The sequence below is a fragment of the Chitinophaga parva genome, assembly GCF_003071345.1.
GTDB lineage: Bacteria > Bacteroidota > Bacteroidia > Chitinophagales > Chitinophagaceae > Chitinophaga > Chitinophaga parva.
In genome coordinates, this window is sequence record NZ_QCYK01000001.1 from 814,850 (window position 1) to 840,970 (window position 26,121).

The 26,121-nt window shown below is 51.7% G+C and carries 26 protein-coding genes; 1 reads left to right on the forward strand and 25 read right to left on the reverse strand.

Annotated features, from left to right (window positions below):
- Positions 1-26: 26 nt before the first annotated feature.
- The 25 genes from DCC81_RS03580 to DCC81_RS03700 all read right to left on the reverse strand — a co-directional run bounded on the left by DCC81_RS03580 (position 27) and on the right by DCC81_RS03700 (position 24,276).
- The gene (locus tag DCC81_RS03580; RefSeq protein ID WP_108685214.1) at positions 27-1,445 is read right to left on the reverse strand and encodes a hypothetical protein; all 1,419 of its coding nucleotides are present in this window, start codon (positions 1,443-1,445) and stop codon (positions 27-29) included.
- Positions 1,446-1,553: 108 nt separating this feature from the next.
- The gene (locus DCC81_RS03585) at positions 1,554-2,588 is read right to left on the reverse strand and encodes a hypothetical protein (RefSeq protein WP_108685215.1); all 1,035 of its coding nucleotides are present in this window, start codon (positions 2,586-2,588) and stop codon (positions 1,554-1,556) included.
- A 31-nt stretch (positions 2,589-2,619) separates the two neighbouring features.
- The gene (locus tag DCC81_RS03590) at positions 2,620-4,089 is read right to left on the reverse strand and encodes a hypothetical protein (protein ID WP_108685216.1); all 1,470 of its coding nucleotides are present in this window, start codon (positions 4,087-4,089) and stop codon (positions 2,620-2,622) included.
- A gap of 27 nt (positions 4,090-4,116) precedes the next feature.
- On the reverse strand, positions 4,117-5,550 hold the full coding sequence (locus DCC81_RS03595; RefSeq protein WP_108685217.1) for a hypothetical protein: 1,434 nt from the start codon (positions 5,548-5,550) through the stop codon (positions 4,117-4,119).
- A gap of 48 nt (positions 5,551-5,598) precedes the next feature.
- Positions 5,599-7,023 (reverse strand): hypothetical protein, encoded by a 1,425-nt coding sequence (locus tag DCC81_RS03600; protein WP_108685218.1) that lies wholly within the window; start codon positions 7,021-7,023, stop codon positions 5,599-5,601.
- A gap of 106 nt (positions 7,024-7,129) precedes the next feature.
- Positions 7,130-7,963, reverse strand: a complete 834-nt coding sequence (locus DCC81_RS03605; RefSeq protein WP_108685219.1) for a hypothetical protein — start codon at positions 7,961-7,963, stop codon at positions 7,130-7,132.
- A 25-nt stretch (positions 7,964-7,988) separates the two neighbouring features.
- Positions 7,989-8,669: a hypothetical protein gene (locus DCC81_RS03610; RefSeq protein ID WP_108685220.1), complete on the reverse strand. Its 681-nt coding sequence runs from the start codon at positions 8,667-8,669 to the stop codon at positions 7,989-7,991.
- A gap of 47 nt (positions 8,670-8,716) precedes the next feature.
- A complete protein-coding gene (traN, locus tag DCC81_RS03615) occupies positions 8,717-9,565 on the reverse strand; it encodes a conjugative transposon protein TraN (RefSeq protein WP_108685221.1) in 849 nt (282 codons plus the stop codon).
- A gap of 25 nt (positions 9,566-9,590) precedes the next feature.
- Complete coding sequence (traM, locus tag DCC81_RS03620; RefSeq protein ID WP_165806424.1) at positions 9,591-10,904, reverse strand: conjugative transposon protein TraM; 1,314 nt, start codon at positions 10,902-10,904, stop codon at positions 9,591-9,593.
- Positions 10,905-10,929: 25 nt separating this feature from the next.
- Positions 10,930-11,379, reverse strand: coding sequence for a hypothetical protein (locus DCC81_RS03625; RefSeq protein WP_108685223.1), 450 nt, complete (start codon positions 11,377-11,379; stop codon positions 10,930-10,932).
- Complete coding sequence (gene traK / locus DCC81_RS03630; RefSeq protein WP_108685224.1) at positions 11,376-12,002, reverse strand: conjugative transposon protein TraK; 627 nt, start codon at positions 12,000-12,002, stop codon at positions 11,376-11,378. Before traK ends, DCC81_RS03625 begins: the two co-directional genes overlap by 4 nt.
- A 61-nt stretch (positions 12,003-12,063) precedes the next feature.
- Complete coding sequence (gene traJ / locus DCC81_RS03635) at positions 12,064-13,239, reverse strand: conjugative transposon protein TraJ (protein ID WP_108685225.1); 1,176 nt, start codon at positions 13,237-13,239, stop codon at positions 12,064-12,066.
- A gap of 10 nt (positions 13,240-13,249) precedes the next feature.
- Positions 13,250-13,882 carry a hypothetical protein gene (locus tag DCC81_RS03640; RefSeq protein WP_108685226.1) on the reverse strand — a complete coding sequence of 211 codons (633 nt, stop codon included), beginning with the start codon at positions 13,880-13,882 and terminating at the stop codon, positions 13,250-13,252.
- A gap of 36 nt (positions 13,883-13,918) precedes the next feature.
- Positions 13,919-14,566 carry a hypothetical protein gene (locus tag DCC81_RS03645; protein ID WP_108685227.1) on the reverse strand — a complete coding sequence of 216 codons (648 nt, stop codon included), beginning with the start codon at positions 14,564-14,566 and terminating at the stop codon, positions 13,919-13,921.
- Positions 14,567-14,600: 34 nt separating this feature from the next.
- Positions 14,601-15,185: a hypothetical protein gene (locus DCC81_RS03650; RefSeq protein ID WP_133177530.1), complete on the reverse strand. Its 585-nt coding sequence runs from the start codon at positions 15,183-15,185 to the stop codon at positions 14,601-14,603.
- Between the two features lie 53 nt (positions 15,186-15,238).
- Entirely contained in the window at positions 15,239-15,916 is a 678-nt protein-coding gene (locus tag DCC81_RS03655; RefSeq protein WP_108685229.1) for a conjugal transfer protein TraI, read from the reverse strand.
- A gap of 27 nt (positions 15,917-15,943) precedes the next feature.
- The gene (locus DCC81_RS03660; RefSeq protein WP_108685230.1) at positions 15,944-18,484 is read right to left on the reverse strand and encodes a TraG family conjugative transposon ATPase; all 2,541 of its coding nucleotides are present in this window, start codon (positions 18,482-18,484) and stop codon (positions 15,944-15,946) included.
- Positions 18,485-18,575: 91 nt separating this feature from the next.
- Complete coding sequence (locus DCC81_RS03665; protein ID WP_108685231.1) at positions 18,576-19,160, reverse strand: hypothetical protein; 585 nt, start codon at positions 19,158-19,160, stop codon at positions 18,576-18,578.
- A 34-nt stretch (positions 19,161-19,194) separates the two neighbouring features.
- Positions 19,195-19,911 (reverse strand): hypothetical protein, encoded by a 717-nt coding sequence (locus tag DCC81_RS03670; protein WP_108685232.1) that lies wholly within the window; start codon positions 19,909-19,911, stop codon positions 19,195-19,197.
- 14 nt (positions 19,912-19,925) lie between these two features.
- The gene (locus DCC81_RS03675) at positions 19,926-20,273 is read right to left on the reverse strand and encodes a DUF4133 domain-containing protein (RefSeq protein ID WP_108685233.1); all 348 of its coding nucleotides are present in this window, start codon (positions 20,271-20,273) and stop codon (positions 19,926-19,928) included.
- Between the two features lie 90 nt (positions 20,274-20,363).
- Complete coding sequence (locus tag DCC81_RS03680) at positions 20,364-20,810, reverse strand: hypothetical protein (RefSeq protein ID WP_108685234.1); 447 nt, start codon at positions 20,808-20,810, stop codon at positions 20,364-20,366.
- Positions 20,811-20,817: 7 nt separating this feature from the next.
- Positions 20,818-21,138, reverse strand: a complete 321-nt coding sequence (locus DCC81_RS03685; protein ID WP_262510152.1) for a DUF4134 domain-containing protein — start codon at positions 21,136-21,138, stop codon at positions 20,818-20,820.
- Between the two features lie 156 nt (positions 21,139-21,294).
- Positions 21,295-21,816, reverse strand: coding sequence for a hypothetical protein (locus DCC81_RS03690; protein ID WP_133177531.1), 522 nt, complete (start codon positions 21,814-21,816; stop codon positions 21,295-21,297).
- A 100-nt stretch (positions 21,817-21,916) separates the two neighbouring features.
- Positions 21,917-22,765 carry an RteC domain-containing protein gene (locus DCC81_RS03695; RefSeq protein ID WP_108685237.1) on the reverse strand — a complete coding sequence of 283 codons (849 nt, stop codon included), beginning with the start codon at positions 22,763-22,765 and terminating at the stop codon, positions 21,917-21,919.
- Between the two features lie 293 nt (positions 22,766-23,058).
- Entirely contained in the window at positions 23,059-24,276 is a 1,218-nt protein-coding gene (locus DCC81_RS03700) for a hypothetical protein (protein WP_108685238.1), read from the reverse strand.
- 525 nt (positions 24,277-24,801) lie between these two features.
- On the opposite strand from DCC81_RS03700, the gene DCC81_RS03705 reads away from it, so the two are divergent.
- Positions 24,802-25,797: a helix-turn-helix domain-containing protein gene (locus tag DCC81_RS03705; protein WP_108685239.1), complete on the forward strand. Its 996-nt coding sequence runs from the start codon at positions 24,802-24,804 to the stop codon at positions 25,795-25,797.
- Positions 25,798-26,121: the final 324 nt, after the last annotated feature.

Sequence of the window (26,121 nt, forward strand, 5' to 3'; positions counted from 1 at the left end):
GATTGTTGTTGGAGGAAGAAATGTTTTTATATGGATTTACCACCTTGCCCTGGTGGAGGCTTGCGGCGGGACCGGGTCTTGGGTGTGTTCTTTTTCAGTGTTGTCTTTTCAGTAAAAGAAGAAAGGACAATGTGAAGGTCTTTATCGCGCTGGAGCTGCTTTAGCGGTGATTCGATTTCCCTGAAGGCCCTGACGAGGTAGTCAGGATCAACTTTTAGGTTGTAGCCTGCTGCCAGCTGGCCAGCGTTGGTCTTTTGTCTGAATAGATGGCCCGCGGTCTGCTGCCGCCGGTTGTCAACGAGTTCGATGGAGGAAACCGGCCGGTCGTCCAGGAGGGGTTTACCGAGCAGATCCTTGCCTGCGGCAAGGAAATGGAGCATTGCTGTATATAGGGTTGGAAAGGTCCGTTCACTGTAGCTGGAGTCGGCTACGTTGGGAGACTGCGCGGCTCCAGCGATTTGATGGTGGTAGCGGATGCTAAAGGGCGCCTGGCCGTCGGCCGTAAGGCTGTCCCGAATTTTTTGCAGGGCAGCCAGTGGCTGCAGGACTTTGCCATCGTGGTTTAAAATTGCCACTTGCAGGTAATGCAGGTTGCCGTTTTGGTAAGCGGGGAGACCGGATAGTTCCACGCCGCTGTGGCGTTCCAGTTCCCGGGGGTCGGAGGTGGTGAAGATATAAGCGCCTTGCAAAAGCGATCCTACTTTGCTTCTGTCTTCGCGGATCAAGCTGGCCACCGGCACGTTCCTGCTGCCATATTCCAGGTCTACCCAGGCGATACCATGGTTGGGACCCATAACATTGGCTGCGCTGGATTGCATCCGCTGTAGATCGGTGGACACCAGGTGCGAAAAGGAATCAGGCAGGTTATGGAAGTGATAGGCCGTTTGCTGGTAGATGGTCGCCGTGGGTTGTCCCTTCAGAGAGAGGCGGTATTGCTCCAGTGCCTCCAGTTCCTGCTTCTTGATGATGGCTATCTTCAGGTCAGCTAGTCCAGGGTTTATTACCAGGGTCTGGCGATGGTCGAATTCATAGCTGGTCAGCCGGGCCATATGCAGATCCATGGGCCCCAGTGGTTCCAGGGACAATCCCGCCAGCTTTTCGAACCGGTGAATACCGATATCAAAAGACAGGTACAGGCCGGGCTGCAGAAATGGATTGCGGTGGTTATCTGCAATGGGCAGGTTAAGCATCGTGACGACTGGCTTTCCGGTCTCCACCTGGGTAATGCCAGCGCTATTGTACAAGCGGTTCCATTTGTTTTGTTGCCGCTCAGGGCCGAACTGGTCATCAAATCCGTACATATTGAGTTGCAGCAGCCCCTGGAGCGCGGTGGCCAAATGGTTGTAGTAGCTGATCTCTTTGGTCTTTTGCAGCAGCCTGCCATCGGAGGGAACTTTTATGATGGCTCCATCGATGCTTAACTGGTATTTCCACTGCCTTTCCATATCGTTAGTATTAAGGATTAAAATGTTGTCGCCTGGCAAGCCTTTGTAGGTTGTCACTTTCGATGCTTGGGGGACCTGCAGGTGGCCAGGATGCCCAGTGTGGGCCGGTTAGGGAGACTTGCTTCCACCCAGGCCAGCGAGGACCCGCTTTGCCTGGTGGGCGATGATGTGACGCAAAGTCCTTTTGGTGGTGGACCGCAGCTGCCGGTCCACTTGGTTTTTCAGTTGAGTGAAGGCTGGCAATTCCTGTGGTCTGCCACCTTCCAGGGTGGCCAGTTGGTAGTAGGGCGCTCCTTCGGGCGAGTAGATGGGCAGGGTGGTAAGGTCAAGGTCCAGGCTAGACTTGCCATTGGGCTTGGGCAGACATAGGTAAAAGCCGCGGGGAGGAGCCTGGTCCCAGGGATTTCTGGGCAGGTAGGCAACGGTGGCCAGGATCGAGCCACTGTTGGATAGCACAGTGTCCTTGGCCGTCATATGGATGGTCCGTTGCATGGGTGGAATTTTATTTGCTGTCGGATGATGTAGTAGGCCACTCAGGGCATGCAGGTAGCTGTCAAAGTAATGGCTGATTTCCATGGTAAAGCCTCCAAATTGGCCATAGTAGGCGGTATGGAGTTGGAAGCGGTCTTTGCTGGTAAGCGGCCCTCCCTTCAGTCGAGAGATCAGCCCTGCCAGCTGTGGATCCGGCCGGAGGGTATGGGCGTCGCCGGATACATAAGAGGCTACCGGTATCCTGATCGAGGACGGATCGTAGCCCGAGAGCTGCTGCAGTGGAAGGTTATAGCGAGTTGCTACGGTGGCTCCCAGTGCTTCCAGTTGAAGATAGAGGCCAGCTTGCTGTCTGGTCATGGCGGCTGCCGACATTGGAACACTGTAAAGGCTAAACAGCTCCGCGCCACTACCGGTGGCAACTATGGCGGCACGCTGATACAGGGGCCGCGGGGGTGCTGCGGGGATAATGGTTTGATCAAAATTTTCAGGTGGAAGGGCCAGCAGCGCTGCCAGGGCAGTGGGTAGGTGATGAAAGTAGTGATCGTTGAGGAAGCGGTTATCATTTAGCGAGTTGAAAGGCGAGCTTACGATGGCACCGGAAAGCTCCAATTTGTAAGGCCAGTTCTTGTCGGCAAAGAAGTCGTTATCCATGAGTGCTGTGGCTTTTATTGGTTAAGAAATATCATATTCTACGGGAGCCTCCCTCGCTGAAATGGCGAGGGCCGACGGTTCGTCGCAGTTCCTGGGCCTGGGCGGCCGCTGACTTGGCCATAAATAGCAAGGCGCCTTGGTGAGGTAAGTCTTTGACAAATGGATGCAAGACATGAAGGGTGTCAGTGGAAAGATGGTCAGGGTTTATTTTCAGGTAGGTGCCGGCCGGCACGTGAGGTTGGTCGCGCAGGACGCTAAACATGCTGGCTACCTCATAGCGTTCGGTGCTGTGATAGAGAGTGGCTTGGTGGAGGTATTCCTTCTTTGACCATTTAACGGCATGGGTCACGTCAAAAGATTCCAGATCGATTTTGCGCAGTGCCGCCACTGCATCTTTAAGGTCGGCAAAGGTGTAGGTTTTAAAGGTGGCCGCCGTGACAGCATCCTTTTGTTCCAGGGATTTGAGTTCCCGGTACTCCAGTGAAAGGGTGAAAGGAGCGTTCTCAGGGAGTTGTACTTGTTGCAGCGATTTTGGGTCCTGTAGTGCTGCAAAGGCAGGTACGGGAGTAAAGACGTGGTCTGTGCCACGGATGCTACCGATGGGTAGTTCGAACCCATCATGACCGTAACCGGCAAAGGTCGAGAGGTTTACACCTGCGATGGCCTCCAGTCGGGCCAGACCGCCGATGACCAGAAGGCTGACAGGTCGGTGATCTTCAGACGTTTTGCTATCCACGCTGACGGTGACAATGGGAACACCAGAGCGTTCGGAGATCATGAGGTCTGGCGTTTCGGTCTCCCACCGGTATTTCGGGTCACTGGCCGCACTATCAAAATATTTGAGCCCTATGAGCTGATCAAAAGCCGCCGGCATCCCTGCATGATGGAAACGATGTACGGAGATCGCTGCATCGGTATCGAGTATACGCAGTTCATATTGCCAGGGTACCTGGACGCTGTTTTGTAGTTGCTCTATCATGGGTTCCAAGGCATGATCAGCGATTATCTTTTGGCTGTCATCATAGACCAGGCGGGCCAGTTGAACCATGGGCATGTCGTGGTCATAGTGGCGAAACTGATAGAAGCTGGCCCCTATCCTGTTTTCCAGTGAACCAATGCTGTCCTCAGCGCCTCTATCATCGTTGTGATGCAGATATAGTCCAGCAGAGGGCCCATCGTTAAGCACATCTTCTATGGGAAGGATAAAGGTGGAGGCGATTTGATATTCGCTGCCGGGCGTTTTCTCCAAAACAAGGACTCGGGAGAGCTCAGGCTCGCCCAGCGACAGGTCTGGTGAAAGATACCGGTTCAGGGGAATTCCCAGTAAGGAAATCATGGCCTCATGGATGGTATCAAAATAACGCCGCTCTATGGGGACGTTTTCGTTGTCCCGGTAGGTGTGTAGTTCCAGTATATAGTTTGCATTGGGTTCCATGTCAGAGATCATTAACAGGTCAAAATGAGTGGATGTTATTGGCATTTGCAGGCTGCGCTGGAGCATATAAAAATGTGTTGACAGCCCTAGCGGCTATAGGCCACGGTGGCCATCGGGGCCCGGCCAGAGGGGGCGTGGTGCGTCTCCATGCTTTCGGACGTGTGGGGAGTGATCCTTGGGCAGTCGAGTAAATAAAAAATGAAAATCCTTTGTCTGCTGCATAGCGGAGAGCATAGGCGACAGAAAATGAATGCGCTGAATGGTCAGCTCGTCGGGGTTGACGGCAAGGCATAAACCTTCAGAGAGGGTGCCTGAATTGGTTGGGTTTTTAAACATCCTGGCTACCTCCCGTCCATCGTCTAAGAATAGGGCATGTAACAGGTAATGATCATCCCTGATTTTTGAGGCATGGTGTTGATCAAATAGTTGGGCGGGCATAGCGCGTAGCTTTTCCAGTCCTTCTACGAAGGTGTTTATGGGCTGGTAACTGCGTTGCAAATGTCTTTCTTGGACTTGGTCGGCTGCGAGGTTGGTGGGCGCATGGACTAATTCAATAAAATACCCTACAAGGGGTGGTGGGCTGGCCTCGGTCATCGCCCGGTTTATCTGATATTTTATGTCATCAAAAATCCCGGCCGACATAAGTCGCTCGCCATTGCGGCTCATGCTGGCTATTTGTAAGGAATTTTGTTCAGCGCTGATGTCCGAGGGTAGCTCTATTCCTGGGCAATGGTGATGCATAAAAGACAGCAGGCCGTCTTCAAATTTTAAAAACAGCCCTGGTTTGGGCCACAGGTGGGCGGTTGGATCGTTAGGGAATACTAACCGCGTTTCAGCTAGTAGCTTGTTGGCCGGACCATAGAGCCCAAAATGTAGGGGAGTACGTTCCATTTCTGTTATGAAAGTTTTCAGCCCCCAGTCAAAGTGTGGGGCCTGCAACAGTCCCTGCAGGGCGGCCATGCCATTATCGAAATAATAGTTGGTACTACCATGGCTCCTTTGCCCTGCGTGTAGATCAGTGTTGGCGATGGTAAACCGGAATTGCCCACGGTTGGCTATGGCAGCCGATAGGTTGTCATATACGTCAAGTACTCCCCTGTCGATGGTGACCGCTATGCCATCTTCCTTTTGATACTGGGCCAGCCAAAGGTTGGACTTAGCACTGTTGTAGCCTTTGATGCGAGAGAATTTACTTTCATCCGGCCTCAGTAATTGTTCAAAGTCAAGGATGGTGCCGTTGGGATTTGAAAGGTATAAGCCAGACTTGGACACGGGTACGGCCTCGATGACGGTGGGCACAACACCCAAGGTGAGCAGGACTTTGTCCAATTGCCCGTTATAGATTTTGGCAATATGGCGATGGTGCTTGCTTTGTGCCAGGTGGTCGTGATCAGCTTCTTCTATGGCATAGGTCAGCAGCTTGTGGGTGGCCTGCTCTAAGGTGGAGAAACTATGCTCTTCTCCTATTACCTTTCCATGTTCCCGTTTCTTAAGCAAGAGATGATATTTCCACGGATCCTGTTTCATAAAAATGTATTTGACTTTTCCAGCGCATTTAAAAGAGTTCCTGCCTCGTTACAGGCTGCGGCCGGATCCTGTACCGGACTGCAGGTGACGGGGAGTGGTGCCATGCTTAACACTGGGTGCCGGCTGGGTGCCTGGGTGGGTAACCAGGAAGTGGAAATGCCTGGGCTGTTTCATATTGGAAAGCAGGTCCAGGGCTGCCAGACTTTGTAAGGAAAGATTGTCTGGGTTGACCTGCAGGTACAGACCAGCAGGAAGCTCCTGCGTCCCGGGGCTCTTGTAGAGGCGGATCACCTCCTTTCCACTCTCAAATAGCTTGGTGTGCAACAGGTACTCGCCTGTCATGTGCTTTACGGCATGGGTGCGGTCGTACTGTTCGGGCGCCATGGCTTGTAACTGCCGCAGACCATCCTGCAGGGAGTGGACCGGCGAGGAGACGATGCGCATGAATTCGGGATCGGCAAGCTCCGGGAGAATGCGAGCGGGCAGGTAGGTATGCTCCAGTCGATAGGGCGGTTCTACCGCGGGACGAAAGATGCCTATTTCGCGGGCTATATCCTGCTGTAGTTGCAGAAAAGCGGGGGTGAGCCTTAGTCTTGTGAAATCATTATTAAAATCGGCGATGACTAATGCGTTGTCTTCAAATTGAGGATCATGCCTTTTGGGAGCCGTTATGGCAGCCTCCCGCCTGAAGGCTTCGTAGCCGTCGGGAAAGGACAGGAAAAGTCCAGGCTGGGGCCAGTAATGGCCGCCCTCATCTCCGTGGCGTACCAAGTCGGTTGCCATCAGTAGCGTACCCGCCGGGCCACTGAGTTGCAAGCTGGTGGGGCCGCCTGGGTCTAAAAAATTGCTTTCCTCCCCGCGCTTGAGATAGGGATGATGCAGCAGCGCCGAAAATGCAAGGGCGGCGTTGTCATAATGATAGGCTTCCGTATTGTAGGTGCTCACCGGGTCATAGCTGACTCGCACCTGTTGGGTAAAGGATACGGCGAAGGCGCCGGTTCTGCCGATGTCTTCACTGATATTTTCCAGCAGGGGGACCAAGCCAATATCTTCGGTGGTTAACCGTTTGGGATCATGGATATAGGCAAGCACACGCAGGTCTTTTTTATTGCCATCATAGCCCTCGATGCGAAACATATCCTGGCCGAGCTTTTCTTCAAAATCGTAGATAGTGCCTTCCGGGGTGTGCAGGTACAGGCCAGCAGGCGTTTTTTGAAGATCGGGATAGGTCAGTGGCTCGGCGATCAGTTCCACAAGTGGCGTGGGATTGCCGCTTTCGTAGATGGAGGCGATAGTTTTGTTTTGGCTGCCACCGGCAAGGGTGGGATGATCGGCTCCCTCCAGCCCATATATAACCAGGCTGCGCATGGCGCCTGGCAGGTCCTGGAAGTAGTGTTGTTCGTGATGGATGTTATTACTGTTAGCATCTTGCTTACTTAGTTGCAGTTGATAGCTATGAGAGACGTTGTCCATAAAAACGAATTGAGGATTAAGACGCTGTAGAAGTACATGGATAAAATGCCGGCAGGTGAGCTGCAGGGCGCCTGCCGGCGGGTGGTTTTGGTGCTGAAGGCACTACTTATTGGTGTCTGCCCGAACTTCGCCCAGGGCTCATCTCACGCGGGTTCCGGTTATACCGGTGCATGGGAGTCTGCCCTGGGTTGTCGACGTGTCCTTGATTTTGTCCTTCTTTCCTGGCCTGGTCTGCCTGTTTTGCGGCTTCGGTGCGAAACTGATCGTGTTTGAGCAAGGTGCCTTCCTCGTCACGGATATGGAAGGTGCCTCTGGAGGGATTGGCGCTGATGAAGACTTTGGGAAGGCCATCCTGGGCGGCAATTTCAATTTCCCCGCCCTTTTTCATGGTCTCGATGGCTTTACCCATATCGGAAGGCATCCGCAGTTGGGGCTTGAAGACAAAGTCACCGAGCTTCTCGGCCATATTAAAATCAGGAGATTCCACCACCCTGAAGTTGTCATGCTTGGTTTTGTGTTTAAAGTCCAGTTGCAGCCAGACGGTATGTTCTATACGTTTTTCTTCGGGCTTGGCAGCTTGATCATTAAATTCGACATAAGTTTTTTGCACTGCCCGGGGAACTTCGGTGTCCCACAACAGTTGCTGGCCTTCCGTTTTGGTGATCTTGCTCGGTGCGGGAAACCACTGGCTCACGCCTTGGTTGGTGGTATTATCGGTCAGGGTTACACGCTGGCCGTTATAAAATACCTGTCCGGCCTTCACGCCGAATTCCAGGTCATGGGCGGCCGTAATTCTGCCGAGATTTTCCTTGTGTTCAATGGCGTATCTGCCGTCTTCCCGCTTGGCGAGTTTTGCTATTTCGGGGTGGTATTGTTCCCCGAACCCGGAAAAGAATACATCCCTCTGTGCCTTTTCTACACTATCCATTTTCTGTTCCATGGTAGTTTGATTTTTTGAGTTAAGATTAAGAGCGCCTCATCCCCTTGCTGGCGCTGGCGGGCACCATTTGCCGGGGCGGGAGCTTGCGTACTTTGGCGGTGGTGCGGCCTTGCTGCGCGGTTTGTTTCTGGGTGGATGGCTGCTGCTTTTGGCCATTCTGCTTTGTAGTGGTCTGGCCACTGCGCTGTTTTTGCCCTGTGGTTTGCGATTGGGTGCTTCGCTGTTGCGGCCTGTTTTTAATGGCAGCACCCCTGCTTTGCTGCTGGCCTGCCGTCTGAGACTGACTGGTGGCGGGAACCTGAGCTGGCGCAGTTTGTGCCGGCAGAGTGGTCTGTTTACCATTGGCTGCCGTAGGGTTGATGATAAATTTGAGTAGCTTAAATAATTGCTTGGCCCCCGTTACCACGATGTTTGTGCCCAGCGACACCGTATTGCGGGCCAGCCTTACCCAGGGATTGGGGTATAGGCGTCTGTTCATGGCACGATGATGAGCGCGAAGCATTTTGAGCTCGGCGCGTTCCATGTCATTTTTGGGCTTGCCCGCATGTTTGCGGATGATATGGCGGAAGATGTCGGCTTTCACCTTCTGCGTTTCCCGGTCGCTGAAGGCCTGGGGGCCATAGCGTTTAGTGAAATGTTGTTCGAGTTTGTCCCACGCGGCCAAGTCGTCGTGTACCCTGTTGACGGGTTTTGTTGGTGTGTCCATAAAACAAGATTGAAACGGTTAAGTGAATGGTACCTGTGGGAGGTAACCTAAAGAGGGGTTACTTTGAGTAGCTGTCGGCCCTTGATCTTGCATACCAGCGTCCTGTCACCCTTGAGTTCATATACCTCTGCGATAAAGAGCTTTTTGTCGGCAATGGTGAACTTATCAAATGCTACTACCATTTTCAAGGAGTGGTCCTGGGCGATGCCTTGGGGCTGGCTGTAGGCGACAAAGAGCGGCGTTACTTCTTTTTCGATATGGATGGTGCGCTTTTGCTCGTGCTTGTCGCGGACGTAGTAGCGGACAAAGTCGATGTCATAACGGACGCGGGAAGAATTGGCAATCTTAAATTGGAGAAACAGCATGTCTTTAGACAGGAAGGCGCCAGTTACGGCCATATGCATGCCGTTGTTGGCCTTAGCCCGTGGGCGGTGCCGGGTGCTGACGGTGGTTAGCAGGCTATCTGCCAGGTCCTGCAGTTCCGTGTCGGTATGCTGGACACCTGCAAAGAGCGTGGAGGTGGCAAGGCCACCAGGCCCGTTAAACTGGATCATCGAGGTGGGATGGGTCTGGTCGTAGCGCACGGCAAAGGGGTATATCCTGCCGTCGGCAGTGTAGACCGTCAGGTTGGTGGGTTTCATGATGGAGTCCACGGCCTTTACCTTCAGCACGTTTTCGATGCCCTTTACCATTTTACAAATAACGGATCCCGCGCCCCGGTCTACGCTTTTAATAGCGGCAGGAAACACCAGCGTGGTGGTCTGCCCGGTGGACACTTCCAGTTGGGTAATAGGGCCGATGGTGGTTGCGCTAGTCTGCGCTGATACCCGTTGGTAGCTGGCAAATAAAACAAACGAAACGATCATTACACTGTTCACAAAGTCTTTCGCACACATGATAGTTGATTTGAGGAGTGATTACTTAATTGAGGTTTTTACTGTCGACCAGCAGGATGGGTGTATCTGCTTTGAGGGTCACCTTGATGGTCTTTGCTTTTTTAGAGAGCATGTGTTTGGCCGCTTCGATGCCGGCACTTGCCGCCTGGGCGCCGAGGCTGGGGTCCATTGTGCCGACCGATAAGGCCTGGATAGCCTGATCGGAACCCTCTTTGGCGGCGTCCTGGTTTAAGCTGGCATCGATGGAAATGCCTACCATGCCGCCCGTATCATACACAGTTAGAGATACCGGATAAACATTGCCCTGATAGGTAATAGATGAAACGGTGATGAGCATGCGGTCGCCGGAGAAGCTGCATTTGCCAAAGACGAAATTGCCACGGGGAATAAGCTGGCCTTTTACATAGATGTCCTGCTGGAGGCGGATTTTTACGGTGGCTCCCGACGTCACGGTTCTGCCTTCATGGATCACGGCGGCAATGGTGTTGGTGGTGGCAGCGGTGGCCTGATCATCGTCCAGCTCAAAGAAGTCGCCCGTCACAGCCGCAGTGGGTGTTGGTAGATGAGTCGCACTGGGCGCCGGTCCCAAAAGGTCGGAGACCATAGGCGTGGGCTGGGCGGCTACGGCCAGGACTTTACCTTTTTGCTCCATGGAGGCTTGGCGAAGTCTTTCCTGCACGCGTTCAGGATATTTGATGTCGAGGACTTTTTCCAGCACTCCGTCCATTTTAGTCAGGTCAGCGGAGCCTGATCCAGGGTCTATGGCAGCTTCTGGCGTCTGTTGCTGAAGCCTGGCTTCCAGTGCCGCGATCCGGTTTTCTGCTGCGGTGTCCCCGGCAGGCTGCACGGCTGGGGGAAGTGCTAGGGTGTCGGCGGCATGTTTGGCAAGCAACTGTTGTAGCGCAGCAATTTTTTGGGTAAGCTGTTGCTCTTTGGAGGGTTGGTAGCCGGTGGCCAGCACAGGACCACCGGCGCTACTTGTAGCCCCCCTGCCTTTGGCCGGATCGGTGATGGGTCCCGGAGAAAAGGGCGATTCCACGACGCCGTCTGACTCCACGGAAGGAATGAAAACGGTATCACTGCGGCCCTGGTGATGAAGAATAGAGTCTTGATGCTCCTTTTCTTCTTTGCGGTACAGGCTAAGTTTATCCATACCGCCATCACTGGCCAGCTGGGGAGCAGGCAGCTCGTCATTAAGGCCATGGGTGGTATCTGTTTTGGCCGCAAGCGGGTTGGCCCTGCCGCCGCCCAAGGAATAAAACAACAGGGCTAAAAAGGGTATCACAATCAGCGGTGCTACCACTAAAAATTTCTTTTTTCGTTCTTCCACACTTTCCATACACTTCATTTTTATGGGTAAATAATTAATGCATCCCTTGCTCGATGTAGGCGATGCTGTCTAAGAGACCAGGGTGTTTATCCAGGTATCGTTGGAGGCGGAGCCTGCCTGCTGGCGTGGTGCGAAGACTGTCGACCAGGTGATGGAACCGGCCAAATACCGCGCTGTCACGCTTTCCTGTGGGAATGAGCCTGGGCAGATACAAGGGCGCGGGTGCGATGGTCTCTGCGGGCCGCTGTTGCCTGGTGCTGGCAGGCTTTGGCCGCAGGGCGTTCACAAAGACGGCTGTGCTCATGCCGCCGCCGATCAGGCAGATGGCCGCCAGGAAGAGCAGCTTATTATGCCGGTCCCAGTGGGCGGTTTTGGCGCCCATGTAGCCAGCCCACCGCTGTTGTAGCCGGTGGCCGGTCTGGTGTAGCAGTTGCTGGGCGGCAGAAGGCTCCTGAAGCGCGTTTTTAGAGGATTTCGTTTTCATGGCAAACGTTTTTTAACACTGAGGTCCTTGTTTTCAAGTGTCTGCCAGCGCTCGATGAGAAAGCCATGGGGATTGTTGTCGGTCCTTTCCCGTAGGTCCCGGACGTAGCCTTCGGTGACTAAGCTGCGCGTAATAATGGCGCTGGGACGGGTGATCTTTTGGATGCCGTAGTATTTAAAATAAATGGGATCGCTGGCTAGGTCCAGTACAATACTGTCGCAGCTTACCTGCTGGCTTACGTTGCCGGCGATCAGACTGTTGTAATAGCCTTTTTCCTGCAGCTGCTCATATTGGTTTTGGGCTGAGCGATCTGCCAGGTAGAGTGCTTTTGCCATTTGGGACTCGATGGCCTTTTCATCGGGGGAAAGGTTAAAGAAGTCCTCATGGAAGGTTTTGATGTGATCGCGTACTTCAACGGCGATATTGTCTTTGCGTTGGCCTTCCAGCCCGATAAACGCTTTGCCGCCGGCGATAACAATGACGCGCTTGTTGTCACGGTCATGTTGTAGTTGGCTGGAGTAAACCATATAACATCCGAGCGCTGCGGTGGCTAGGAGGAACACAATAGAAAACAGTCGGATGTGCTTAAAGGCGGTGTCGATATTGTTAAGATGCTTTATCATACTTCACTTTTTCTTGGCGTCACAGTAAATGCTATCTGAAAGGTGGGGGAAGTGGGTGTTGTCAACCAGAGAGTTTATCCTTGAAATAGTCAGATGCGGTACCGGCACCTGCGGCTCCGGTGGTCATGCGGGTGTTCATATCACCAAACATATCGGCTGCCATGCCGGCGGCGCCGCCGGCAACTCCGGTGGCCATGCCCACGCCCATGCCTACTGCACCGCGAGACATGCCGCCGATCTTGGAGGTTAGCGTGGATCCGCCACCAGCGTTGATGATCATAGAGCTGATGTTGGGGATGGTGAAATAGGATACGATGCCGATGATCATGAACACGATGTAACCCACGTCAGCGGTGGTAAAGAAGCTGTCTCCGTATTGGGCGATTTGGGCCATATCGAGCTTGATCATCCCTTCTTGAATTTTTCCGAGTAAGGCTCCCAGGATATTTGCGATAGGTAACCACATATAGAAGTTGACGTACCGCGCCAGGTAGACTGGTAGGGTATGCTGGAAGCCGTCAAAGACGGCAAGGCCGAAGACGATGGGGCCGATCAGGGCCATGATGATCAGGTTGAACGTTCGAATGGTGTTGATACAGAGTGCCGCCGCCTCGTAGAGAATTTCCAGCAGCATACTTAGTAGATTCTTAAACCAATTCTTCAAATTGTAGTAGGCTTTGGCCATGGCGAACTTGATATCGCTGCCAATGCCCAGGAAGTCATCGTCATCCTGGCCGCCCTGGGTATAGAGCATCCAGAGGTCTTTGTTCCCCTCGCCGTTGTTGGACTCATACATTTGGTAGGCCCGGCTGGTGTCCAGTTGTTGGCGGCGCTTTTCCATCAGTTTCTGGATGGAGGCGTTGGTGTTGTTAACCAGCGTTTCGGTACCGGTGACCGTTGGAGACAAAATGCCTTCCATCAGAGCGATGACCAGTGGGAAGTTGATGATACAAAACGTCAGCACGAATGGGCGGAAAAGCGGGTAGAAGTCGATGGGCTCCGCGCTGGCGATGCTTTTCCAAATCCGGGATCCAATATAAAAGGTGGCGGCAAATCCGGCGATGGCCTGGCCGATACCGGTCAGCTGGCCGCAAAGCGGCATCATCTCGTCTTTGAGATCAGCCAGTACTTTATGCAGGCCGCGCAGCTCACCGGCAACACCGGTTTGGCAAAACCCCAGGGCAGGTACCAGCAGTGCCGCCGATAGCAGCATAATGGGTGGGAGATATTTACGCATACGGTGGCTTTTATTTGTTGTATAAGTTGTTGATCGATTGCAGATCGCTACGCTCCTTCAGGGTCTGGGAGGCGGCAACGGAGGTCTGGCGGTTGAAGTCGCGCAGGAACACCAGGTGCTTTTGCATGTTGGCGTATATGCGGTCAATGGCCGATAATCGCTCGTCATCGCTCATGCGCATCTGGGAATCGGTCAGGATCATGGTCAGGTCATCAATGTTTTTAAGGCTGCCATCCAGTACGTTGTTGTAGATGCCTTGCAGGTAGCCCAGTTGGTCGGAGGAGAAGGCGCCGGAGCTTTTTATTTTGCCGAACGTGCCCTTGTACTCTTTAAGGATGGTGGCTTCGGCATCGATAATGTCTGCCACCCGGTGGTATTTGCGCACCTGGGGGCTGACCAGATAGAGGCCATCCAGGAATACTTCGTGGAGGTTGAAATTGCCGGAGGTGATTTCCTTTACTTTTTCATAGCCTTCAGTCAGTATCTTGTAACCGTCATACATCTTTTGCAGGATGCTTTTTAACTCGGCCAGTTTTTCGACATTGAGCAGGAGCTGCTCTATTTCGGCCTCCTGCGCATGGGCGGCCATTGTCGGCCCCAGGATAAAGAGCGGCGTAAACAAAAGGATGAGTATTTTTTTCATGGTGTACGTATTTGCGTTGGGTGTTGCGATATGGAATCAGTCCATGCCCTGCCAGAGTTGCCATTCCTCCATGTCATGGCGGTCCTGCTGCTGGCTTTGTAGCAGCAGGTTCAGCTGCATCCGGTATGACTGGACGAAGGAGACCTGACGACGGGAATAATCAAACAGGGCGGTGATACGCTTTAGCCGGGCATCATCGGTCATGGCAAACGTCCCGCTGGTGACCAGGTCCGTGGTTTCAGCAATTACCCGGTCGCAGTCATCCCCTACCCGCTGGCGGGTGTTGTCGATGGAGGATTGAAGCGATACCGGCAGGGGCTCCGCACCTTTGACCTTTCCGGCGCCTTTGATGGTATTAAGCACGTAGAGCTCATTGCTTAAGATGCCGGCAACGGCAGAAAAGCCCTTGATCTTCGGGTTCACGGTTTTAAGCGACGTATAGAAGGCGTTATGCAAGCTGAATTCGCCGTTTTTGATGTCATGGATGAGGCCCAGACCATCCTTGCAGATATCGTATCCTTGCTTTAACTCCAGCAGATAAGTCTGTAGCAGGGCGATCTGCTTTAACAGGTATTTTTTTTGGGTCTTTTTCTGAAAGAACCATTCAGAAAATGTCTGCGCATGCGTGGTGGCCGGAAGTGCCACAAGCAGGCAGGCAAACAGTATAAAAATGATGCGTTTCATAGCCGGTACGTTTTTTAGTGTGATGGAACGGGTATCAGATTTTTTTTCTTCCTGGTGGGCGGGGAATCAGTAACCGAGGAACCCGATTTTTTTGCTGCCGCTGTAGCTTTCTCCATTCTTTTAGTTCCTGCTTGTTTTGTTGGATGATGTCCATGGCCGGAGAATCCTTGAGTTCAATGATCGCTGCGGTGTGATATAGCTGCAAGGGTTTTTTTATGTAGGCGTGTGGGTCAGCTAACTGATCCTCTCTGGCCATCCCTACCGGGTCGAGTTCATAGATGCCCGGTATTTTGACAAAAACCACGTTTTTGGGAAGAGAGGCAGCGTAGTCCAGGTCCTCGAACGGCGCCTGCTTTTTTGTATGGTAGTACAAGGAGAATTCACCTGTTTCATTGTGGTAGCAATCCTTATCCAAGTTGATGGTAGGACGGACTTTGCTTTCACCCATAACCAGCCGGGGCTCCAGCAGATTCCAGCGGACGTTAACATAATAAGGCCATCCGGCGATATCGACGACTGGTTGCATACCTCTTTTGGTACGGGCTTCGAAGGCTTCCTGGCTGGAAAGCGACTTGCGAAATGCGATGTCGTCAAATTGTTCGGGCTTTTCCTTTTTCATATACTCGCGTTTTTTCAAGGGAAGAACTATTGCGGATGCTGGTCCTGCAGCCCTCATGGCAAACCATAGAGTTGCCGGACGGTTTCCATGTCGCTGGCGTCCTTAGACCGCTGCAGGCTGAGTAGCTTGTTTTGGTGAGTGAAGGTGCGCAGATCTGCCAGGTTGTTGTCTACGGCCTGGCCAACGTGGCCAATCATGGCTAGGCGGGCAGCGTCGCTCATCTGGGTGGTCAGGGAGTTGACCACCATGGTCAGTTCTTCCACGTTTTTGACACTCTGGTTCAGGATACCGAGGTAGACGTCTGAGATATGTTGCAGCTCGGCGGCGCTGAAGTGTTTGTCTTTTTGAAAGAGGCTAAAGGCGGACTTATACTCCGTTACGATCTGGGCTTGTTTGTTTACGATGTCTTTGACCCGCTGGTAGTACATGATGATGGAGCGCACATGCCAGAGCTCATCGTAATAGGTCTTAAAAAGCTGGCGCTGTTTCTCCCCCCAGTCGGCGATCTCTTTTAATTTCAGCTTGGAAAGCTCATTTTCGATGGCCTTCTGGGCGTTTTGCAGTTGAATGGTGGCGTTCTGCAGGCGCTGGATCATCAGGTCCACGGCCTTGATCACCTTGACGATGGCCTCCCGGATGATCTCGGCTATAGCCTGGCCATGGCTCTGCTGAGTGGGCACCAGCACCAGGCAGGAGACCATGATGGCGACGGTGATGGCAAATCGTTTCATAGAGAAAGTGATTTACGGGTGATTGAATTATTTTTTGCCGGATCGCTGGTCTGCCAGTAAAGCGCGGATTCCCTTTTTCATGTCCCCACCCTGCTGGGCGGTATATTGTTGCACCAGCATCTTTTCTTTTTCCTCAGTAGTATAAGCGTAATACTCTGCGGGACTGGGCTCAAAACCGTAGACCTTCATGGAGATGCCGCCAAGCTCTATATAGAGTTCCCGGTAACGCCGGCGGGGATCGTTGCTTTTGTTCAGGCTCAGCACCATGGGCTTGCCTTTGTCGGGCATGGACATGGTGGTTTGAATCTGGTCAAACTTGTTGGCAAATTTTCTCATGTCCAGCAGGATTTTGCAGTCAGCATTATTTAAGATCGCTTCACGGATAATGGGGCTATTGATGACGTCATCGAGTTCCTGGCTCACCACGACGGCTTCTCCGAAGAATTTGCGGACCGTTTTGTAGAGGTAGCGCATGAACTCCGCCATGCCGCTCTTTGTGATGGCCTTCCAGGCTTCTTCGATGATGATCACCTTGCGGATGCCCTTTAGCTTGCGCATCTTGGCAATGAATAGCTCGCAAATGATCAGGGTAACAATGCTGAAAAGGATGGGATGGTCCTTGATGTTATCTAACTCAAAGACAATGAATCGCTGCTGGAAGACGTTGAGTCGCTCCCTGGCGTTGAGCAGGTAGCCAAACTCCCCATCCTTATAAAAGGGCCGCAGCACATAAAGGAAGTTGTCGATGTCGAAGTGCTTTTCTTTGACGTTTTCGCCCTGCAGCACTGATACGTAGGTGTCGCGCAGGAAATCGTAAAAGGAATCAAAGCAGGGAAAGATGTTCGGGTGTTTGTCCAGGTATTCGAAATACAGGTTCAGGGCATTGGAGAGGGCCACGTATTCGGAGCGTTTAAAAGCCTCGTCATCCTTTTTCCATAGGCTAAGGATCAAAGTTTTGATGCTTTCTTTTTTCTCGGTGTCCATGGAGTCGCCCTCGGCCACAAAGAAGGGATTGAAGGTGATAGGCTTTTCTTCCGTGTAGGCGAAGTAGTAGCCGCCCAATAGCTGGCACAGGCCCGTGTAACTTCCACCCACGTCGATGAGCACAATGTGGGCGCCCTGTTCGTAGTAAGACCTGACTAGGTGGTTCATGAACATGGATTTTCCACTACCGGAGCTACCGAAGACTGCCTTGTTTCTATTTGCCGTGGTCTTTCCCATGGGCTCATCCGATATGTCTACCCATACAGGTTTGCCACTCTGGCGGTCGACGAGCCGGATCCCAAACGGGCTCACGGAGTCGCGGTAGCTGGAGTCCTGGGCAAAAAAGCAGGTCGCTTGCTCAGTGAAGGTGTCAAAGCATTCGTTGTCGGCAATATCACCAGCGTTGCCGGGAAGACCGGCCCAGTAGAGTTGGGGCGCACCCACCATTTCCTGGCGGGGATTAGCATCCATCTGGGCAAGGGCGGCGCTGACCTTATTGCGGAGGTCTTTGAGTTGCTCTTTATCATCGGTCCAAAGCATGATGTTGAAGTGGGCCCGGACCGGCTGGCGTTGTTGGCTAATGGCTTCATTGAGAAATTCGTTGGTGGCATCCCGCGCAATGGCGTTTTCCCTGCTATAAGCAGACAGGGACTGCAGGCGCCGGCGTTTGGCCTCCAGCTTTTTAAATACCTTTTGGGTGTCTTCAATGGAGATGAACTGGTTGTATATATGGTTGCCCGGTAAGAGCTGGCCGATGTAAGCTGCAAAGCCCACCGGATATTTGCTCTTGTCCGAAGAGTAGCGGTCATAGGTGAGCCGAGAGGCGCATTGGGAGGGCAGGTCCTCCATTTCTGCCAGAGAGTACAGTTGGCAGTATTGCTCCCCGATCTTCCATTCTGGTTTAAAGCTGATGTCGCGCATCAGCGGCTGCTCGTTTTGGCCGAGCAGGAAACAATACCGTTCCAGCAGGCCGGCCTTATCTTCTGTACCCGCCAGTTCATCGGTTTTCATCTTACGTACGGTGATAAACCCTCCCTCAGAGAGCAGCCGTTCAAACTGGGAGGCCTTGTCTGTAAAGTCGGCAAAGGTCTGGGGGTCTATGATCTCGGGAGCTACCAGGGAGGGTTTGATCAGACTGGAAAACATGGAAGTGGCGACCCTGCGCTTAGGGGCCTTGCGGGTTAACATCAGGTAGCACCGATGCTCCATGGTAGGCCGTTCGTGGAAGAAGGCGTCGGAACTTTGTTGTAGAAACGATTTTTCCTTCTCAGGGTCTGCCCGGAATTTGTCTTCCAGGAACCAATCCTGTTTGTGCAGCACGGTGCCAGGTGGTAGGACTTTGATGGCCCTGATCCAGGTATGGTGCAGGGCCTCGTATTCATCGGTGGACAGCGTAAAGATTTCAGGCAGGGTGAGTTCAAAAGCCAGGGTGGCATCTCCCTGCCGGGAGATCAGGCAGTCGCCTTCAATTTTTGAGATCGGAAACCATTTGTCCAGGGCCACGACTTTGGCCTTGGGATCGCGCAGCTGCAGCAGGATGCCGGCGGCGATAACGATGGCAATAACTAATATGACAAATAACATAGGGAACGGCTGTTAAAATTTGGTAAGTGAGTAGCGCTTGCCGGAGGTGGCAGGCAAGGGTGACAGAAAGGTGGGTCGGTTGGCGCTCATGCTACAATCCACCCGGGCTGCGGGAGGGGTCTTCTCCATCCCGTTTACGGGGCGGCCGCGGTGGCGGTGGTTTGAACAGGGCCTCCAGTATTTTTTTGATGACCGAGTCTGAAATGGTAATGATGTTATCGATCTTAATTACGTCCTTGGGATCGTTGACCCGCCTGAATTCCATTTTCTCAGAATCCAGGTGATATTGTTTGCCATTGATTTCGGTGCGGGGAATCAGGTTGGCGGGATAAATGACCCTTCCGCCATCTTTTGGTAAGTTCCGAACCACTTCCTCTGGGTCTTCGCCGAATGCTTTGGCGCCAAGCCTGGGATTCAAAAACAGAAGGTCAGGGAATTCCACGTACTTTACTTCTGGCGGCAGTTTGGCAGGAATTTTTTCAGGATTGTAAAGGCTTTTGGTGTTGGTATCATATAAGAACCTGACCCACACCAATGGGCTTTCCGTTTTAAGCCGCTCCATGTCCGAGAAGGAAATGGATTTAGTGGGATCCTTTACGTACTGCAGGGCAGTCCGGTCGTCGGACACGCGGTAAATATCACCGGCCAGGCTTACGTCTAAATATGTTTGTTCCATGCTTGAGCGGGCGTTTACAAAAATGATGGGATGATTAGTGGCTACCACCAGGCCGGTGCTGCCGGGGCGAGCTGGCGTCCATGTGCCGAGGCTTATGTGCGTGCAGCGGGACTGTGCTGTTAAGCATTTGGTCTATTTCCACCTGAGATTTTTGGATACGGTTCCAGACCACTGGGTCCATGTCCCTCAACAGCGGAAGCCAGGCAGTGGTATTGTGGGGTGAGAAGGCATCCGCAGGCTTTGGGACGTTTTTATACTGCAGGTTGTAGTCGAAGAAAATCTTGTGTTGGTTCATGGACAAGTCTTCGAAGGAGATGGTGTTTTTTTGGTTGTTGACCTGGCGCAGTTCCATTTTCATGGTGTCCACAAAAAATTCGTTACCAAAGATTTTTTGCCGGGGAATCTCCCGGGCACCATACACGCCTTCGGCCATAAAATCAACGAGGTCCAGTGCTATGAGCTGCGGCAGAGGCCGGCCTGTGGAAGCAATGAACTGTTCATGCGGAAACTCCAGCAGTTTTACCGTCGCGGGGAGGATGATCCTGGAAGGTTCTACCAGGTAAGTGTCTTTGGCTTCCATGTCGTAGAGGATCCGGCGGTGGGTGGCCACACCCGCTTTGGTGACCAGACTTTCCATTTTTTGAAAGGAGAGCAGTTTCTCCTGGTCAGCCGCCAGCGCCAGGCCGCCGCGCCTGAGATCGACCGAATAGAGGTCGTCAGCCAGTTTTATTTTTTCAATGAGTTGTTCCATGGCGAAAGGAGGGTTTATTTGGTGGCAGACGGAGTTTCGCCGCCCTTGGGAAGGCTAAGAAAGGTCCGGCGCTGGCGACAGATGATGGCCGTGGGTATTTGCCGTTGGGCCGCTTTTTTCATCAGCCCGTATTGACCATACTGGTGGCTATACTTGAAGGTGATGGAAAAAAGTCCGAAACCGAGTATAAGGGTGACGGCTACCCAGAGGTAGGGTGGGATGCCGATGATATAACCCACGGCAAAAACGAGCAGCAGACATACCAGGCCGATGGCCAGGTAAGAAATATATTGTCCTTTAAGGCCGCGGAATTCGATGGGCTTGTTGATGCCCCGGTTGATGGAATAGATAGTGTTGGACATAAAATAAGTTTTTTAAAAGAGCGGGTGGGTATTGCACCCAGCCCGCTCGGAGGAGGAATTGGAAGGGAATAAGAGAGAAGAAGTTTATCGCTATTGTGCTATGCCGGTCGGATGGATGTAAGATTCAATGATGTTGCAGATAGCCACTGTAAGCGCCTGATCGCCGGTATTGGCTGGACTAAAACAAAATGCACCAAATGCAGGACCGCATTGGTCGATGAGCCGGCTCACCTGGTAGGTAAGCGTTCCATTTTCCCGCCACAGCGCATACTGCGCTGGTTGATATGTTGCCAGTAGCCCGGCGATGTAGTGATACTTAGAGGGTCGCCATCTGCGGGTCATTAGGTCGCAACAAATAACTTCTACCCTGTCAGCGGGTATGCCTTTACTTAAAAGCCACTCCTCTATTCCGCTTACCTGTTCTACCGTTATGGATAACAAACCGTCCAGTGAACGTTTGGCGCCGCCGTTTATGAGCAGCTCCGGCGCTTGCCGGGTTAAATATTCAAATAGCAGCTGGCGCAGTCGGCTGTGCATACCCTGGTTATGCTACTTTAAAGAAGCCACGCAGGATGGTGGCCACCACTACCAGGAAGATGCAGCTGCCAAACCACTGGCTGGCCACCTTACTGGTATCCTGGTCTCCACTGTTCCATTTAGTATACACCTTTGTAGCTCCGATGAGCCCGAGAACCGCGCCCACGGCATACATTAAGTCGATGCCGATACTGAAATATTTTTTTACTTCGTCCGTTGCATTGGTAACACCTGCCGCGCCATCCTGGCAATAAGCTGCAAGGGAAACCAGATTTAAAAGAGCTGTAAGGGTGAGGATAGAAAGTCTTACGTAGTACTTTCTGCCCACACATTTTATTCTAACTGCACAATACCGTTTCATACCTCGTTAAAATGTGATGGTGATAAATGATGAGAAAGAGCTAATGAAAAAATGAAAAGGGCCGGGCGGGCCCGTAACCCCGCACCTACTGTCTCTCACTGCCGCCCGGGCACCTTTTCACCCCTATTCGGGTTGTTCCCACAGGGTGTCAGTTTCGGAGCGCGTGATCTCCAGATCACGGTCTACCTTAGCTGCTTTGATGATGATATTTCCAATGGCTGATTTAAATGCGGCGTCACTGAGTACCGGGTAAAGGGCAACGTGTTTGCTGATCTCAGCCATCATAGAGGCTTTGTCCGGGTAGCTGACATGATCGCCGATAATGCGGTCGATGTCGTTGGCCAGCATTTGGAGGGCCTCAAAGCTGTGATCTTGCTGGTCCTCATCCTGCTGCCAGTTTTCCGGCCCTTCCTGGTCCAGCTCTTGGTCAGCCGCGTTGGCTGTGGGGGCATAGGGAGAGGGCTCCGGATGCCAGAATACTTTTTCTTTAACCGCATTATTTTCAGCAGGGGGGCTCATCGGGTTGCTTTTACGCTGGGGGATCACAGTGATCTTGCGCAGCAGTATCAACCCGGCATAGTACACACCTATTCCGACGACGGTGTAGGTGGCAAACTGCGCCCACGAGATGTTGTTGACGAGCATGTGATTTATTTTTTCGTTTACTAAATCATTGTTTCGTCACAAAAGTGGCTTTGCGGAGAGGCGAAATCTGTAAGGTTTCCGTAGCTGGGGAAAATAAAATTTACAGGGCTTCCTCATCGTCCTTGTCCATGCGCCGAAGGAGCGCATTTTTGACGCCGTCAAAAAACGGGGTCCTGCTTTTTTTGCGGATACGCATGTCTTCATAGTATTTGTAGATAGTGTTCTCAATCTTGACGCCGAAGACCTCTTGAAAGTAGCGGGCAATTTTTTTTACTTCCACCTTGGTGTTATTAAACACGCCATACTCCTGGAGCCCGTAGATTAGCTCAGCCAGCGCTGTTACAGAACCCGTCCACACCAGCCTTTCAGTGGGCGTAGTCGTGCTGGTACCATCCGGGGAGATGGTGCGCTGTTGGTCGTTCAGATAGGAAAGCATCAGCCGGTGACTGTGGATGCAGGCGATCTTAAAACTCATGCGGGCATAGTATCGCTTGTCATAGAACAGCGGGAAATCCCCATCGATAAATGGAAGCTGGTCGTTTGCGCTACGGGTGAAGTAGAGGTTGTCCAGGTGTGTGGACTCCGTGAGAAAATAGCGGAAGAAGTCCCGGTGCAACTGAGAGAACTGGCTGATGCGCTTTCGCTCTTGTTGGAAGAAGACTAGCTTTTCCTCGGTGGAGGCCATCTCACACTTACTTTCCAAGTGCAACAGCCGGACATAAAGCAGTAAGCGGCCATCAAACTCTGGACGGATGGTTTTGAAGAAGCTGATTTCTTCCTGTGTGTCTTGGAATGCATGATTGTCCAAGTAAAGGTTAAGCCGTTCAATATAGGCGTTAATCTGGGCGATGTTGGTAGAGATGGCTCTAATAGAGTTTCCTTCATTTCTTAGGATAGCGCCGGTTACCTCCAACATCTCAAGGGTGAGTTGAGATAGGTTCCTGTCCATGGGTAAAAGTTTAAATGGATAAGCTGGTACAGGGATTTGGGGTGTCCATCAAAAAACCAAGGACAAAAAAAAGCATATGCGTCCCTGTTACCATGGGGGACTAGGTCCAATGAATGGGTGTACCCACCGGCAGACGGCTGGGACTCAATGTGCTAGTTTGACAAAAAGGGAAAAGCGGCCAGTAGCGTTGTGGCCAAAAAGGCGGGATGGTGCGCGGCCGGCTGCACTTTAAATGCAGTCTGCAGGCTGCTAGGTGACAGCTGACCGTTGACCGTTGACCAGCATGGCGGGGGCTACCAGCTGCGGATAATTTCCAGCCACTTTATGACCCTTGCCCTGATGGAATGGACAGCGGAGGCTTTCATGTTGTTTTTATTTCCTTTACTGCGGAGGCTTTCCGGGCTTACGTCATCGGAGCCTACTGTGTTAAAGGCGTTAGAGATCACCCGGTAGATTTTAGAGCGATTGGTATCGGTAATAACGCCATCCTTCATAAGTAGCTCCACCACTACCGGAAGCTCATAAGAGGACAGGGCAGTATCGATCTTTTCAAAAGACCGGTGTTGTTGGTCGCCGTTGAGTTTGGATTCCTGGTAGGTGATTTCTGCCTCAATGAAGGACCTGATCTGTTGATTGGCAGGAGGTAGGTCGCCTGGCAATAGGGACGCTCCCGGGCGGATGATCACCTGCTGCAGCATCCGGATATAGAGCCGCAGTATTTTGATCTTATCTTCCGGCGTCGGAAGAGTGTCGAGTTTCTCCATCAAATTGAGTACGCAAAAGGAGATGTACTCCGGGGAATTGAAATTGTAATGTAGCAGCACTACGTTGAGCAGGACGTTGGTCTTGGACTCGTTGAAGGGGATTTCTTTGAGTTGATTGGAAAGGATTTTTAAAAAATGGATGGTGTAGGTGTCCAGGTCTTCCTGGATGCGCAGTTGCCTCAAGTCAGAGGAGAGCGCTTGCAAATAGGATAGCTCGTAGTAGGTGATTCCGGTGGGATTGGTTGCCCTGTTGACCAGCGGCTTGAGCGCAATGGAGAGCAGGGGTTTGTCAACCCGGGTGGAATGGTATAGTTCCTGTATCTGGCTGACCATCTTTCCCATCTGGCGGCCCACGATCTGGCTATGCGTGTAGGGCAGTGGTGTCAGGGGGTTTAGATACCGACCGAACTGTTTACTGAAGTCATCGATGGCAACGGTCAGCTGTTGGCAGACATTGTCGTAGACCGTTGGTGGCATGGGGCTCGCGGCAGAAGCGGATCCAAACCGGAAGATGCTTTCCACCAGGTCGTTGAACTTGCCTTGCAAGGTATGTACAAACCGGCTGGCCTCCTGCTGATCAGCAAGGCGGGAAATGGCATTGAGCGATTGTTGGAAAAATGAAGCCAGGGTCTTGTCAAGATCAGGAGCCCACTGGCCCCAATGGATATCTGCCTGGGGCAACTGCTCCTGAGACAAGGAGGCAAAGTTGTTGACCAGGGTTTCAATTGCAATAAATAATTCGTCCATAGTAATAAGGTATTTAATGGGATCCGGCTAACAGGGTGGCTGTTTGTTTACAGGCATGGGGTAGCTAAGATGTACTACTATGGAGGCTTAACGATGGATGCAGGCCTTCGAGGGCCATCTTTCAAGATACAAAAAAAGCGGCAGAAATTAAAATGAGATTAGAGCCTAGTGCCGGTTAAAGTCCCGCTTATCGAAAACTAGGTAGGTGCGTGTGGATTGGCAAGGTTTGACGAGCGTAGAATACAATAGCATGCATGATCGCGCTTTAACAAGCGGCCGGCTTCCTTTAAAATCATTAGGTGTGCTGTTTAATGATAAAAATGTTTTCAGTGCTGATCAACTTTCCAGGGCGCCGTTTTAATGGGTAATGTGACTATAGTCACTAAGGCTACACGGGCGGCCGTTTCATGACAATAAGATAGGAATTCAATTTGTCTATTGCTCATAAATTAAGTTTAAAGCTATTTACTATATTGGATGTATACACGAACTTAATATTTTCTTAACCCTACCCATGACCATTGAATGAATGACATTCCTTTTGAAATCTACCTTTCCAAGAACCGGCGGATTGAGTGGATTGCTGGTATCCCCCATAATTGGCCCAAAGGACAAATGCCCGGTGCTGAGAGCTATTACGCTGAAATTAAAAATAAATGCCTGATTGTTTTAAAAGCTATTGCTACCAGTTCGGGCGTGTGCTGGTTCCTCTATTATGAGGCTAGGGAAGAAACGACCTTCCTGCTAAAAATAAAAGGCGACCAATATAATATGTTTTACCTGATGGATGGACAGGTGGAGTATCGAAGCAGAGCGCAGGTGGCCTTGGCAACAGCCGGCCAGCTAAATATCATTAGAACCTCATCTGTCAACCATGAAGTATTTCTGTCTAAGGATAATGACATGGTATCAGCCAATCTTTTTATCCCGTTCAAAATGATAAAGACCTATCAGCATACCTTCCCTTCGCTGGCGTCGGCTTTGCTTAACCTCCGGGACGTGAAGGAGGCGACCGTTTTTAGATGGAATGTGGAGGATGATGGTAGGCTTAAGCAGATTGCCGGCAGATGGTGGACCGAGGGCTTGACCGCTTCGGTGCGCAATACAGAGATGGAAAAGTTTGTCTTTAATGCCTTTGATCTGTTGGAAATGTCAATGGTAGCAGAAAGTTTGAGCAATGAGCACCAGCTGGAATCACTTCGCAAAGTAAGGGCCCGGTTGCTTGCCAGCCTTTTTCATATGCATCCACCATCACTAAGGGAATTGTCGCAGGCTGTCGGCATGCATGGTAAAATGCTGGAGCGCCTATTCAAAGCAAGTTTTGGCATGAGCATGCTCCAGTTTTTTCTCCAGGCCAGGATGGAAGCTATCTACCGGCGCTTATGCTGTAGCCTAAAGCCGCTTGCCGAAATAGCAACCGAGTTTGGCTATGAAGACTATTCCAACTTCAGTGCAGCAGTCCGACGAAGGTTTGATCAGACACCCTCCCAAATCCGCCAGTCAGCTAAAAGAAAAGACTGAACGGGAGTCCATCACTCATAAAGCCTGTGTCGAATGTTCACAAAAAATTGTCTGTCTGTTCATAACAAAAAGTTTAAACGATAAACGTAGCTTTGACCTAAGTAATCACGTTCATCATAAAACCAGGGAGAATAAAAGAACTAATCTTGTCAATTTGAGAATAGGAGTATCTATGGGCCCAGGATACGCTAATGCTAGTAAAGTAGGACGCAACTCATCCCCAGATTAAAAAGCTATTGTTAGGATTTTATAGTTCACATCCCCTCATTTCTGACCACCTGTTTTCCAGTTCCGCTTTAAGGACGCGGGATAGATATGCCTATG

What these genes read in the sequence shown, in the direction of transcription:
- DCC81_RS03580 (WP_108685214.1), bottom strand. Translation starts at nt 1,445, where the DNA reads ATGGAAAGGCAGTGGAAATACCAGTTAAGCATCGATGGAGCCATCATA.
- DCC81_RS03585 (WP_108685215.1), bottom strand. Translation starts at nt 2,588, where the DNA reads ATGGATAACGACTTCTTTGCCGACAAGAACTGGCCTTACAAATTGGAG.
- DCC81_RS03590 (WP_108685216.1), bottom strand. Translation starts at nt 4,089, where the DNA reads ATGCTCCAGCGCAGCCTGCAAATGCCAATAACATCCACTCATTTTGAC.
- DCC81_RS03595 (WP_108685217.1), bottom strand. Translation starts at nt 5,550, where the DNA reads ATGAAACAGGATCCGTGGAAATATCATCTCTTGCTTAAGAAACGGGAA.
- DCC81_RS03600 (WP_108685218.1), bottom strand. Translation starts at nt 7,023, where the DNA reads ATGGACAACGTCTCTCATAGCTATCAACTGCAACTAAGTAAGCAAGAT.
- DCC81_RS03605 (WP_108685219.1), bottom strand. Translation starts at nt 7,963, where the DNA reads ATGGAACAGAAAATGGATAGTGTAGAAAAGGCACAGAGGGATGTATTC.
- DCC81_RS03610 (WP_108685220.1), bottom strand. Translation starts at nt 8,669, where the DNA reads ATGGACACACCAACAAAACCCGTCAACAGGGTACACGACGACTTGGCC.
- traN (WP_108685221.1), bottom strand. Translation starts at nt 9,565, where the DNA reads ATGTGTGCGAAAGACTTTGTGAACAGTGTAATGATCGTTTCGTTTGTT.
- traM (WP_165806424.1), bottom strand. Translation starts at nt 10,904, where the DNA reads ATGGAAAGTGTGGAAGAACGAAAAAAGAAATTTTTAGTGGTAGCACCG.
- DCC81_RS03625 (WP_108685223.1), bottom strand. Translation starts at nt 11,379, where the DNA reads ATGAAAACGAAATCCTCTAAAAACGCGCTTCAGGAGCCTTCTGCCGCC.
- traK (WP_108685224.1), bottom strand. Translation starts at nt 12,002, where the DNA reads ATGATAAAGCATCTTAACAATATCGACACCGCCTTTAAGCACATCCGA.
- traJ (WP_108685225.1), bottom strand. Translation starts at nt 13,239, where the DNA reads ATGCGTAAATATCTCCCACCCATTATGCTGCTATCGGCGGCACTGCTG.
- DCC81_RS03640 (WP_108685226.1), bottom strand. Translation starts at nt 13,882, where the DNA reads ATGAAAAAAATACTCATCCTTTTGTTTACGCCGCTCTTTATCCTGGGG.
- DCC81_RS03645 (WP_108685227.1), bottom strand. Translation starts at nt 14,566, where the DNA reads ATGAAACGCATCATTTTTATACTGTTTGCCTGCCTGCTTGTGGCACTT.
- DCC81_RS03650 (WP_133177530.1), bottom strand. Translation starts at nt 15,185, where the DNA reads ATGAAAAAGGAAAAGCCCGAACAATTTGACGACATCGCATTTCGCAAG.
- DCC81_RS03655 (WP_108685229.1), bottom strand. Translation starts at nt 15,916, where the DNA reads ATGAAACGATTTGCCATCACCGTCGCCATCATGGTCTCCTGCCTGGTG.
- DCC81_RS03660 (WP_108685230.1), bottom strand. Translation starts at nt 18,484, where the DNA reads ATGTTATTTGTCATATTAGTTATTGCCATCGTTATCGCCGCCGGCATC.
- DCC81_RS03665 (WP_108685231.1), bottom strand. Translation starts at nt 19,160, where the DNA reads ATGGAACAAACATATTTAGACGTAAGCCTGGCCGGTGATATTTACCGC.
- DCC81_RS03670 (WP_108685232.1), bottom strand. Translation starts at nt 19,911, where the DNA reads ATGGAACAACTCATTGAAAAAATAAAACTGGCTGACGACCTCTATTCG.
- DCC81_RS03675 (WP_108685233.1), bottom strand. Translation starts at nt 20,273, where the DNA reads ATGTCCAACACTATCTATTCCATCAACCGGGGCATCAACAAGCCCATC.
- DCC81_RS03680 (WP_108685234.1), bottom strand. Translation starts at nt 20,810, where the DNA reads ATGCACAGCCGACTGCGCCAGCTGCTATTTGAATATTTAACCCGGCAA.
- DCC81_RS03690 (WP_133177531.1), bottom strand. Translation starts at nt 21,816, where the DNA reads ATGCTCGTCAACAACATCTCGTGGGCGCAGTTTGCCACCTACACCGTC.
- DCC81_RS03695 (WP_108685237.1), bottom strand. Translation starts at nt 22,765, where the DNA reads ATGGACAGGAACCTATCTCAACTCACCCTTGAGATGTTGGAGGTAACC.
- DCC81_RS03700 (WP_108685238.1), bottom strand. Translation starts at nt 24,276, where the DNA reads ATGGACGAATTATTTATTGCAATTGAAACCCTGGTCAACAACTTTGCC.
- DCC81_RS03705 (WP_108685239.1), top strand. Translation starts at nt 24,802, where the DNA reads ATGAATGACATTCCTTTTGAAATCTACCTTTCCAAGAACCGGCGGATT.